An 11,326-nucleotide genomic window follows, 5' to 3' on the forward strand; every position below is an offset into this window, starting at 1 on the left:
TGCAACATCGAGGTTTACCCTGTGATGTTGCGAGTGACCTAAGTGGTCTCCCTTGAAGCGAGGGCGCATTATAGATACATCAGATTCCTATGCAAGCCCTAATTTACAATTAACGTTTAAGTGCTTAAAAAGCAAACTAGGTGCACATTAAAGTAGCTATTTGAGGTAATAAAATGTCAATTATTTTTGATATGATATGCACATTGTTTTCAATTAGGAATAAACATGCCTATTCGTTCTTATAAAAGTAAATCTCCTACAATAGCAAAACATTGTTATGTAGATGCTTCATCCGTGATAGTAGGAGACGTTGAATGTGCTGAACATGTGAGTATTTGGCCACTTGTAGCTGCAAGGGGTGACGTGAATTATATAAGAATAGGTGCTAGAACAAATATTCAAGATGGAACCGTATTACATGTATCTCGAGTAAGTGAACTCAATCCTCATGGCTATCCTCTTATTATAGGTGCAGATGTGACAATAGGTCATAAATGTATGTTGCATGGTTGTATCTTAGGAAACAGAATATTAGTTGGTATGGGTACAATTGTAATGGATGGTGCAATTGTTGAAGATGATGTGTTTATCGGAGCTGGTACATTAGTGCCACCCAACAAGATACTCAAAAGTGGTTATTTGTATAAAGGCAATCCTGCACAACAGGCAAGGCCATTAAAAGAAAGCGAGGTAGCATTTTTAAAACAATCAGCCCTAAACTATATAAAACTTAAAGACGAATATATTGAGGAATCCAATTAGACTCAGTATGCGAAAACGTATCTGGCGCTGAGCCATATTTCACCGTCTGAATTTAATTTGTCTTGTTCAAGCTCTTGTTCGATTATGTCTTCTATTTCAAACTGCTTATTTTTGTACATATCTGTTAACTTCTCTTTACTCAAACCATTTATGTAACAGGCCAACATTTGGCCCGAATACATAATATCTACTTTAATTGCTTCTTTTGCACTTACATAGGTAAAACCATCTAAGACTTGAACGGCTTGATTCATAAACTACTTCTTAATTTACGAATAACGGGAGCTACATCAGGTCGATAACCAGTCCACAAATAAAAACTTTCTGCGGCCTGCCCTACTAACATACCTAATCCATCAAAAGTGTTGAATACCCCTAACTTTTTTGCATATTGAATAAACACTGTGGGTTTGTCCCCATAACTCATATCATAAAAATTAGCGCAGCTACTGATCACAGAGTCTGGAATACAGGGTAACTCTCCTGCCAGACTAGCAGATGTAGAATTGATGATAAGGTCAAAGGGTCGCTGAATCGTATTTAATTGCTTAAGACCGATGCCAATAAAATTATCTTGAGGTAATAGTGAAGCTAGATTCTGTGCTTTTTCCTCTGTACGATTTGCAACTATTAGTAATGATGGATCTAAAGCTAACATAGACTGTAATACTCCTCTGGCAGCACCACCAGCACCTAGTAACAATATACGAGAATCTTTAACCTGTATATTTAAGCGGTGCAGATCTTGTACTAAACCCTGGCCATCAGTAGTGTCACCTAAAAAGGTACCATCTTCTTTTTTAATAACTGTATTGACAGCACCAGCAAGTTTTGCATTTGCAGACAAAACGTTGACCCATTTTGCTACTTGCTCTTTGAAAGGAGAAGTAACGTTACAACCTTTTGCGTTTTCGTCCAGAAAAAAGTCTGTCAGAGTAGGAATGAAGTTTTCTTTCGTTGCAAAAGTACAATCGTATTCGATTGTTAATCCGGCTTGTTCAGCAAACAAATGATGAATCGAAGGTGACTTACTGTGCGCTATTGGGTTACCAAATACGGTATATCTACCCATTATATCCATTCTCTCGGATGAAGATAATTAGCATATAAATCTGCTTCCTTGCTATCTGGCTCAGGTTCGTAACAATATTCCCATCGAACAAGTGGTGGCATAGACATCAATATTGACTCGGTTCGTCCCCCTGATTGTAATCCAAATAAAGTGCCTCTATCGTGAACTAAATTAAATTCTACGTAACGCCCTCTCCTATATAATTGGAAATCACGCTCTTTTTGATTAAAAGGAATATCTTTGCGTTTTTCCACAATAGGTACATAAGCATCTAAAAAACCGTTTCCAACTGCCTGCATAAACTTGAAACTTGTTTCAAATCCCTGTTTATTTAAATCATCAAAAAATAATCCGCCTACTCCGCGCGTTTCATCACGATGTTTTAAATAAAAATAATCATCGCACCATTTTTTATATTCTGAATATACGTTGTCACCAAAAGGTAGACAAAGTTTATTGGCAATTGTATGCCAGTGGACTACATCTTCATAAAATGGGTAAAAAGGTGTCAGATCGAATCCCCCCCCAAACCACCAGACGGGCTCCTCACCAGGCTTTTCGGCAATAAAAAAACGTACGTTAGCATGGGTTGTCGGAACAAAAGGATTGTGAGGGTGAATAACCAAGGACACACCAACGGCTTGAAAACTCCTACCCGCTAGTTCAGGCCGAGCAGCGGTCGCAGATTCAGGTAGTTTTCCACCAAAAACATGGGAAAAGTTAACTCCAGCTTGCTCAATGAATTTACCGCCTGTTAACACACGAGTACGACCACCACCACCGAGCTCGCGCTGCCAATCGTCTTCAACAAAGTTTCCCTTACCGTCAACCAGCTCTAAAGTTTGGGAGATAACGTCTTGTAGCTTAAGTAAATACTGTTTAACTTTTTCTATATCTGGCACTGAATCTGATGTCATCTAGCTAATTGTCTCTTATGGTTTGACCGGTTACTCCATGACGGATTTGGCTGGGCTTATTAGCCCCACCTAAAGCACCGTCAACTAGTAATAAGGTTTTATCGAATTGTAGATATAATTGTTGAACATTTATTGCAGGTTTAGTTCCAGTGACATTAGCACTGGTGGATATCAAAGGCTTGCCAAATAACTCACATAATTGACTTACAACAATGTGTCTACTGACTCGAACCGCAATTAAATCGCTGTCACCAGTCACCCATTTAGGTGATTGTTTAGAGGCGGGTAACAACCAGGTCACTGAGCCCGGCCAACTAGAAAATATTTCAGTACGCATATGCAAAGGTATTTTTTTATCATCTATATATGGTGACAATTGTGAATAGGTTTTAGCGACTAAGATTAAACCTTTATCAACAGGACGTTTTTTCAATGATAGTAATTTGTGTACCGCATCTTCATTATCTGGATCGCATCCAAGTCCGTACACAGCTTCAGTTGGATAAGCAATCAAATCCCCTTTCTGCAAGGTCTGGATAATACGCACTGAATTTTCAATTATTGATAAGCTTTTCATGTAATCTTAGGTCTGTCAGTTTTCAATTAATTTTAATCCAAGCATGCAATGTAGAAACACAATACCAATAACAACTTCATGATGCATTATTAGGGCTGAGGAATTTTACATTGGCATTTTTTTTGAGGGCATAGCAGCTCAGCTTCAGTGTTACCTTTCTTCTGTTGCATAATTGGCCAATGACACTCTGGACATGGATAGTCGACAGGTGGCAAGTTCAATAAATATTTACATTTTGGATAGTTGTCACACGCATAAAATGACTTACCAAACTTATTTGAACGCTTAGTGATATGCCCTTTTTTACACATGGGACAGGTTAATTGTGTATCTTCACTGTTCGAGTTCGACTCAATGTAATCACATTCAGGGAAATCACTACAGCCAATAAACAAACCAAATCGACCTTTCTTAATGATTAATGTTGATTGACATGATGGGCAAATAGAACCTTCGATGGTTTTAATCTTGGAAGTTTCGTGTTCATGTAAAGGCTTTGAAAAGTCACATTCTGGATAATGACTACAACCTATAAAAGCACCAGATTTACCTCGTCTGACGTTCAACTTAGCGTTGCATTTTGGACAAGGCCCAAAAGTTTGCTCTGAAGCGGTGGTTGAAAAAAGGGAGTGGTCAATCTTAGACATTTAATACAACACTCTTACTACTTATAATTAAAAACAATTAATGGAGTGGCCCTTCAGGCTCTTCAAACAACAAATCTTCCATTTGAGCATAAGCATTTTCCTTTCCTGGTACGTTAAACAGTACCATTAGTACTACCCATTTCATGTCCTCTAGGCAGAACTCTTTAGAATCAATTTCCATCACTCGGTCAATCACCATTTCTCGAGTGAAAGAATCAAGAACATTGATTTGTTCGAGAAACATTAGAAAACCACGACACTCGACATCCAATCGCATTTCTTCTTCTTGTATATACACCCGAGTAACAAAGGAAGCAGAGCCTTTAGCTAAGTAAGGTGTAATATCAGTGTCTTGTAATGCTGCAAGTTTCTCTAACCAAGACAATGCTTTATATATTTCGTCATGATGAAAACCAGCCCTTGTTAGCTCATCTGTCAGCTCGTCTTGATCGACTCGTATCTCAGTTTCGTTATGAATAAAGTTTTCAAATAAATACATGAGGATATCGAACATGTTATTTCTTCCCCAATTTGATGTAACCGCCAGGGACAGCAGCTACTATACCTCGTAATTCATATTCTAATAATTGTGACATGACATCTGCTACTTCTATACCGCTACGCTGGGCCACTATATCTAGCGGCGTTACTTCAAAATCTACACTATCTAACAATTTGTCTAATGCCAAGCTCTGTAACATGTTTTTTTCTAATTTATCCTCTTTCTTTGTTAAAGAAGGCAAGATCAGATGTTGAAACTCTTCATTAATGTCTTCTACACATGTCACCAGCTTTGCTCCTTGTTGAATCAAATGATGGCAACCTGCAGACATGGGGCTGTGTATACTTCCCGGTAACGCAAATACTTCTCTATTTTGCTCTAAAGCACATCTTGCAGTGATTAACGAACCACTTTTGATTGCCGCTTCTACAATAAGAGTACCAACAGACAAACCACTAATGATTCGATTTCGTCTTGGAAAATACTCTGCTCGACCTAGTGTATTGGGTGCAAACTCAGAAATAATCACGCCATCGTTTAACAATATTTTTTCAGCTAAATCAATGTGGCGGCGCGGATACATCTTATCAATGGCGGTTCCCAATACCGCTATTGTAATAAAACCACCTAATATTGCACCTTGATGAGATAATCCATCAATACCAAGAGCTAAGCCGCTGGTGATGGTCCAACCGCATTCGCTTAGATGGCTTGCAAAATATTTGGCGTTCTCTCTACCCTGTGGACTAGGTGTTCTGCTTCCCACTATCGCGATTTGATAATTACTTAAATATTTGGGATCACCATAGCCGTATATCAGCGGTGGTGGGCTAGAAATCTGTTTCAACAAATCTGGATAACTAGGGTGGTCATAATGTAATAAGAAACGATTATTTGTGGAATTCAGCCAACATAAACTCGCAGTAATAACTTCTATATTAGGATACAAAATCGCTTTAATTTGCTCAGTGTTAAAACCTATTTCTTTTAGTAAGGCTTTTGATATAGTGAATAATTCAGATAATTCAACATCAAATTTTTGCTTTAATTTTTTCAAACTATTGATAGAAAAATTGGGTATCTGAGCTAACTTCAACCAATTTTCTAGTTCGCTATTTTTATTGTTATTTAATTCAACATCCTGTTGCATATTTTCTCCCTAAATAGATAGCCCTAAAAAAACTAGGGCTTAGCGACTATCATTCCTCTTTTTATAACTCTAGCTGATTTAGTAATAAGCGCATAGCTTGCTATATCAAAAGTTTTAAATACAACAACTTCACCAACTTTTAATGCGGGTTGAGAAATTTCATCACCTCTATTAAAAGCGCTCCGAATCGCGTTATTTTCACCTTCATACTTCGGTTGTTTGCCATCAATTATTTTTGGTCCTTGGCGATAGATGCCCATTATTGTGCCTGCAGACACTTGGTCGGCACCAAGATCCAACACAACTACATTGTATTTTCCCAACAAGTTATGCTGCTCTAGATCATCAATAATATAACCAGTTTGAACTTCTGCAGCCGAAAGAAAAATTTCCTCTGGCACATTTTTAACAGCTGGAATAATTTTATCGCCTCGTTTAACTTCTAGTTTTGCCTGTATTATTTTAATCAGTTTTTGCTTTCCTATATCGGCATCGACTAATTTAGCATCAGCTAAATGGCGTATTTGCAAACCGATAAAATTCCCATCCATGTCGTACAATTCGTTTTGCTTTCTAACAATATTTAAGTCTTTTTTACTACGACGGGATGCCTTTCCAAGTACTAAATTATTAGTTACATATCGCACTGAACCCTCTTGATTACCTAGGACATATGGATAACGGTCATAAGCTTGTTTCGACATGATCATTTCGTTTTCAATATAAGGTTTAATAACTGACCATGGTAAAGCAGGGATTGGCTCGGCAGTCTTGAACGATTTAATTCCTTTTGGAGACAGTTTTATTTCAGTTTTCGCTAACTCTCTTACTACCTCCAGCACCGTCTCACCCTTTTCGTTTTTAACCAAACGCAATTTGTCACCGGGATAAATAAGATGAGGATTAGTAATATGTATGTTGGTTCGCCATAGCTGGGGCCATAGCCAAGGCTTATCCAAATACATATTAGATATGTCCCACAAAGTATCACCTTTTTTTACCACATAAACTTCAGGAGCTGAGTTTTTCACTAAAATGCTGTCTGCGAAGCTATAAAGCGGCATGAGCACTAACAGCATCAACAACCTAATAATTTTTTTGCTCGTCATTCTTATATACACCTTGATGCAGTGACTATTATGTTTTGGATTGATTTACGCTAGAATAGCCTAGGTTGAATTGTATTAAATAGTCAATTCCATTTAATCGTATATTAAATAATACATACATCAACAGTGACTCTTTCACTACAGCGTGAAGTTACTGTTGTTTTTTAATTCTGAGTCCAAGACTCATTATAGTTGAATAATACAATGGCAATATTAGATGTATTGCGTTTTCCTGATGAAAGGTTGCGCACAGTAGCAAAAAAGATTGTGAAGGTTGATAAATCTATTACCACAATAATCAACGATATGTTCGACACTATGCATGAAGAAAACGGCATTGGTTTAGCAGCAACACAAGTCAATGTTCATAAACGGTTGGTGGTGATGGATGTATCAGAAAACCAAGATACCCCTATGGTTTTTATTAATCCTGAAATCACTCATAAAGAAGGTAAAACAATTAGCGAAGAAGGTTGTTTATCTGTACCTAATAATTATGCACAAGTTGAAAGAGCAGAAAAAGTGACAGTTTGTGCTCTTGATAGAACGGGTGAACCTTTTACTTTAGATGCAGATGGCTTAATGGCCATATGCATTCAGCATGAATTGGATCATCTAAAAGGCGTATTATTTGTGGATTATCTATCCCCACTTAAGCGGCAGAGAATTAAAACTAAATTAGAAAAAGAAGCTCGACTAGCGACAAAAGGCTGAAGTAAAATTGAATAAGCCATTAAAAATAGTTTTTGCAGGTACACCAGAATTTGCTGCGTTACATTTGCAAGCACTCATAGACTCTGAACACGATGTCATTGCGGTTTACAGCCAACCTGATCGCCCAGCAGGTCGTGGTAAAAAACTACAAGCTAGCGAAGTAAAACAATTAGCTGTTAAGCATACGATCCCCATCTATCAACCTCAGTCTTTAAAAACAGAAGAAGCACAACTTATCTTGTCTGAACTACAAGCAGACATCATGATAGTGGTCGCATATGGTTTAATATTGCCAGCTTCTATATTGAACACACCATTATTAGGTTGTCTTAATGTGCATGGCTCTTTGTTACCCAAGTGGCGAGGTGCAGCACCTATCCAACGTTCAATATGGGCGGGTGATGGTGAAACAGGTGTAACTATCATGCAAATGGATGAAGGGTTAGATACAGGCGCTGTACTGTCCAAACATACGCTTGCCATTCGTAAAGATGAGACTAGCGCCAGCTTGTATCAAAAGCTAGCAGAAATTGGCCCAAAAGCACTGATTAAAACTTTAAATACACTCAGTGAACTACAACCGGAAATCCAAGATAATAGGTTAGCCAGTTACGCAAAAAAACTGTCAAAAGAGGAAGCCCAAATTGACTGGTATTTACCTGCTGAACAATTGGAGAGAAACATTCGTGCTTTTAATCCATGGCCAGTTGCATTTTTTATTCTTAACAATTCCAACATAAAAGTATATTCGTCTGAAGTAGTTAAAGCTGAAAGCTCTGATACCCCATCAGGACAGATTATTAGAGCAAATAAACAAGGTATTTTAGTTGCGACAGGTAATCAATGTTTATTGCTGACTAAACTGCAACTTCCCGGTAAAAAACCAATGTTAGCTGCTGATATATTAAATGGCAGAGCTGACTGGTTTGCAGTAGGTGTATCACTTATATGAATTGCTTTTTATGAAGATTAAGTCAAAAGCTAACTATCTCAATTTACGTGCTGATGCCGCAAAAGTGCTGCATCAAATATTAGAAGAAGGCCAATCCGCACGCGAGTGTTTACCTATTGCCCAATTGCCTCACAAAGAACAAGACAAAGCATGGCTACAAGAGATGGTTTACGGTGTTTTACGTAATCTACCTATTTTGCAGTTTTGGCTTAGACAGTTGCTTGATAAACCATTGAAGAACCGCTTTAAAGTTGTGGAACACTTAATTATGTTAGGTTTTTATCAGTTGGCTTTTAGTCGGGTCAGCCAACATGCTGCTGTATCTGAGACAGTTGCCGCTTGTCAGCCGCTCAATACACTAGCCATGAAAGGTTTAGTCAATGCTATTTTACGAACATTTATTAGGGAAGAAATATCCAAGCAAGAAGCACCAAATGAACAAATAGCTTCAGGCTTACCTAAGTGGTTATTCAAAAAACTTGAAGCGGGGTATCAAAATGGTTTTAGTGAATTACTTACTAATATGCAGGTAAAGGCACCAATCTGGTTGAGAGTTAATACCCGTAAAATTTCGCAGGCACATTATGCAAAAGCATTAGAAAAAGCGGATATAGGTTTTAGTCATTCACCAGAGCATCCAGAGGCATTAATATTATCAAAGGGTCATGACATAACTAATCTACCTGGTTTTGACTCGGGTTGGTTTGCTGTTCAAGACGGAGCTGCGCAACTTGCAGCTCATTATCTTAAACCGAAACAAGGTGAGACTATTTTAGATTGCTGTGCTGCACCTGGAGGCAAGACTTGTCATATAATCGAATTTCAACCAGATATAGCTAAAATTATTGCTTTAGAAATAGATAATAGACGTGCAGCGAAAATAGAAGAAAATTTAGTCAGACTGGGGCACAATGCAAGCATCGTAGTTGGTGATGCAAGTACACCTGAAAAATGGAGTGAAGAGGAATTTTATGACCGTGTACTTCTGGATGCACCCTGCTCTGCTACGGGTATTATTCGCCGACACCCTGATATAAAGTGGCTCCGTAAAGCCAAAGATATTGATGTGTTAGTGGAATTACAAAAAAAAATATTAGATGCCATATGGCCTCTTATCAAGCCTGGTGGAACATTACTTTATGCAACTTGCTCTATATTGCCCGAGGAAAATCATCTACAAATTCACAATTTTTTATCTCGTACCACTGACGCATTGTTAGATGATACTTTTGATAACGACTCTTTGGATAAACCTGGTAAACAAATTTTGCCTGGATATCATCAAATGGATGGTTTCTATTATGCCAGGCTGCTGAAATCACACTAATAATAAGGTTTAAAGTTCATTCATGAAGATAATTATCCTCGGTGCAGGCCAAGTTGGTGCCACTTTAGCTGAGAATTTAGTTGGTGAAAAAAATGAAATTACCGTCATCGATTCAGATCCGGATACTCTTAGACATCTTCAAGACAGGCTAGACTTACAAGTTGTAGCCGGTGTGGGTTCGCATCCAGATGTTCTAAAAAAAGCAGGAGCAGAAGATGCCGACATGCTTATTGCGGTAACCAATAGTGATGAAAGCAACATGATGGCATGTCAAGTAGCTTATAGTTTATTTAAAACACCCACTAAGATCGCACGTGTGCGTTCAGAACAATATATTATTTATCAAGAGCAATTGTTTAAACACCAAGATGTGCCAGTAGATCACCTTATTGCACCTGAACAGCTTGTTACCAGTGCGATAAAACGCTTAATAGACTACCCAGGAGCATTACAGGTCGTTGAGTTTGCCGATGGTAAAGCCAGCCTTGTGGCGGTAAAGGCTTATTATGGCGGATTATTGGTTGGGCATGCACTTTCTTCTCTCAAAGAACATATTCCTAATGTAGAAACTCGCGTTGCTGCTATTTACCGAAGGGGCAAACCAATTCGCCCACTTGGAACAACCATTATTGAGGCTGATGACGAAGTATTTTTCATCGCTGCCACGAAACATATTCGTGCCGTGATGAGTGAACTGCAAAAGTTGGAATCGAGTTATAAACGTATAATGATTGCAGGAGGTGGATTAATTGGTGCTGGATTAGCTAAATTACTGGAACACAATCACAATGTAAAATTAATAGAATTTGACCCACAAAGAGCAAAGTATCTCTCTGCACATTTAGATAAGACTATCGTTTTCGAAGGTGATGCGTCAGATCATGAGTTATTAACCGAAGAAAATGTTGAACAAGTCGATGCTTTTATTGCGGTTACAAATGACGATGAAGCCAACATTATGTCGGCCATGTTAGCCAAACGGCTTGGTGCCAAAAAAGCGATGGTACTGATACAACGCGGTGCCTATGTAGATTTAGTTCAAGGTGGGGAAATTGATATTGCCTTTTCACCTCAACAGGCGACCATATCAGCACTGCTGACTCATATAAGACGAGGAGATATTGTTAATGTTTACTCACTTAGAAGAGGGGCTGCAGAGGCTATTGAAGCCATCGCCCATGGAGATCGAAACACATCTAAAGTAGTTGGTCGTGAAATACGTGAGATAAAACTACCACCAGGAACTACTATTGGAGCCATCGTAAGAAGTGAAGAAGTAATAATTGCACACGGTGATACAAAAATTGAAGCCAACGATCACATTATCCTTTTCCTTGTTGATAAGAAGTTTGTCAGTCACGTAGAAAAATTATTTCAGCCTAGTGCTTTCTTTTTTGGATAATTATCAATGCTAATCTTCATTGTTAAAAATAAATATCCAACGTTACACAGAGTGTTTATAGGCTTGATGTATTAAAACTCAGCAAGAACGTTAACTACTGCGTTGAAATTAATTTTCCACAATAATTTACAAGTATATATTTCTTGTATATTTGTAAATTAAAAAAATGAGCGTATTCAGCTCTATAACCAGCCA

Annotated in this window: 13 protein-coding genes; 5 read left to right on the plus strand and 8 right to left on the minus strand. The window is 38.1% G+C overall.

The window, feature by feature from the left end; genetic code table 11:
- The first annotated feature begins 225 nt into the window (after nucleotides 1-225).
- Nucleotides 226-762 (plus strand): gamma carbonic anhydrase family protein, encoded by a 537-nt coding sequence (locus QZ562_RS16095; RefSeq protein WP_293762274.1) that lies wholly within the window; start codon nucleotides 226-228, stop codon nucleotides 760-762.
- A gap of 2 nt (nucleotides 763-764) precedes the next feature.
- On the opposite strand, the gene QZ562_RS16100 is transcribed toward QZ562_RS16095, so the two are convergent.
- The 8 genes from QZ562_RS16100 to QZ562_RS16135 all read right to left on the minus strand — a co-directional run bounded on the left by QZ562_RS16100 (nucleotide 765) and on the right by QZ562_RS16135 (nucleotide 6,658).
- Complete coding sequence (locus QZ562_RS16100) at nucleotides 765-1,016, minus strand: hypothetical protein (protein ID WP_293762276.1); 252 nt, start codon at nucleotides 1,014-1,016, stop codon at nucleotides 765-767.
- Entirely contained in the window at nucleotides 1,013-1,834 is an 822-nt protein-coding gene (gene aroE, locus QZ562_RS16105) for a shikimate dehydrogenase (RefSeq protein ID WP_293762278.1), read from the minus strand. The genes QZ562_RS16100 and aroE overlap by 4 nt, the downstream gene beginning before the upstream one ends.
- The gene (gene hemF / locus QZ562_RS16110; protein WP_293762280.1) at nucleotides 1,834-2,751 is read right to left on the minus strand and encodes an oxygen-dependent coproporphyrinogen oxidase; all 918 of its coding nucleotides are present in this window, start codon (nucleotides 2,749-2,751) and stop codon (nucleotides 1,834-1,836) included. Before hemF ends, aroE begins: the two co-directional genes overlap by 1 nt.
- 4 nt (nucleotides 2,752-2,755) lie before the next feature.
- Nucleotides 2,756-3,328 carry a Sua5/YciO/YrdC/YwlC family protein gene (locus tag QZ562_RS16115; protein ID WP_293762283.1) on the minus strand — a complete coding sequence of 191 codons (573 nt, stop codon included), beginning with the start codon at nucleotides 3,326-3,328 and terminating at the stop codon, nucleotides 2,756-2,758.
- Between the two features lie 89 nt (nucleotides 3,329-3,417).
- Nucleotides 3,418-3,975, minus strand: coding sequence for a topoisomerase DNA-binding C4 zinc finger domain-containing protein (locus tag QZ562_RS16120; protein ID WP_293762286.1), 558 nt, complete (start codon nucleotides 3,973-3,975; stop codon nucleotides 3,418-3,420).
- A 37-nt stretch (nucleotides 3,976-4,012) separates the two neighbouring features.
- Nucleotides 4,013-4,489: a DUF494 family protein gene (locus QZ562_RS16125; RefSeq protein ID WP_293762289.1), complete on the minus strand. Its 477-nt coding sequence runs from the start codon at nucleotides 4,487-4,489 to the stop codon at nucleotides 4,013-4,015.
- A 1-nt stretch (nucleotide 4,490) separates the two neighbouring features.
- Nucleotides 4,491-5,627, minus strand: a complete 1,137-nt coding sequence (gene dprA, locus QZ562_RS16130) for a DNA-processing protein DprA (protein WP_293762292.1) — start codon at nucleotides 5,625-5,627, stop codon at nucleotides 4,491-4,493.
- Nucleotides 5,628-5,659: 32 nt separating this feature from the next.
- Entirely contained in the window at nucleotides 5,660-6,658 is a 999-nt protein-coding gene (locus QZ562_RS16135) for a LysM domain-containing protein (RefSeq protein ID WP_293762295.1), read from the minus strand.
- A 282-nt stretch (nucleotides 6,659-6,940) separates the two neighbouring features.
- On the opposite strand from QZ562_RS16135, the gene def reads away from it, so the two are divergent.
- The 4 genes from def to trkA are packed head-to-tail and all read left to right on the plus strand — an operon-like array spanning nucleotide 6,941 to nucleotide 11,131.
- A complete protein-coding gene (def, locus tag QZ562_RS16140; protein WP_293762307.1) occupies nucleotides 6,941-7,450 on the plus strand; it encodes a peptide deformylase in 510 nt (169 codons plus the stop codon).
- A 7-nt stretch (nucleotides 7,451-7,457) separates the two neighbouring features.
- The gene (gene fmt / locus QZ562_RS16145) at nucleotides 7,458-8,402 is read left to right on the plus strand and encodes a methionyl-tRNA formyltransferase (protein WP_293762298.1); all 945 of its coding nucleotides are present in this window, start codon (nucleotides 7,458-7,460) and stop codon (nucleotides 8,400-8,402) included.
- Nucleotides 8,403-8,412: 10 nt separating this feature from the next.
- Complete coding sequence (gene rsmB / locus QZ562_RS16150; RefSeq protein WP_293762301.1) at nucleotides 8,413-9,729, plus strand: 16S rRNA (cytosine(967)-C(5))-methyltransferase RsmB; 1,317 nt, start codon at nucleotides 8,413-8,415, stop codon at nucleotides 9,727-9,729.
- 22 nt (nucleotides 9,730-9,751) lie between these two features.
- The gene (gene trkA, locus QZ562_RS16155; protein ID WP_293762304.1) at nucleotides 9,752-11,131 is read left to right on the plus strand and encodes a Trk system potassium transporter TrkA; all 1,380 of its coding nucleotides are present in this window, start codon (nucleotides 9,752-9,754) and stop codon (nucleotides 11,129-11,131) included.
- Nucleotides 11,132-11,326 lie beyond the last annotated feature (195 nt).

This window comes from uncultured Paraglaciecola sp., assembly GCF_913058035.1.
Lineage (GTDB): Bacteria > Pseudomonadota > Gammaproteobacteria > Enterobacterales > Alteromonadaceae > Paraglaciecola.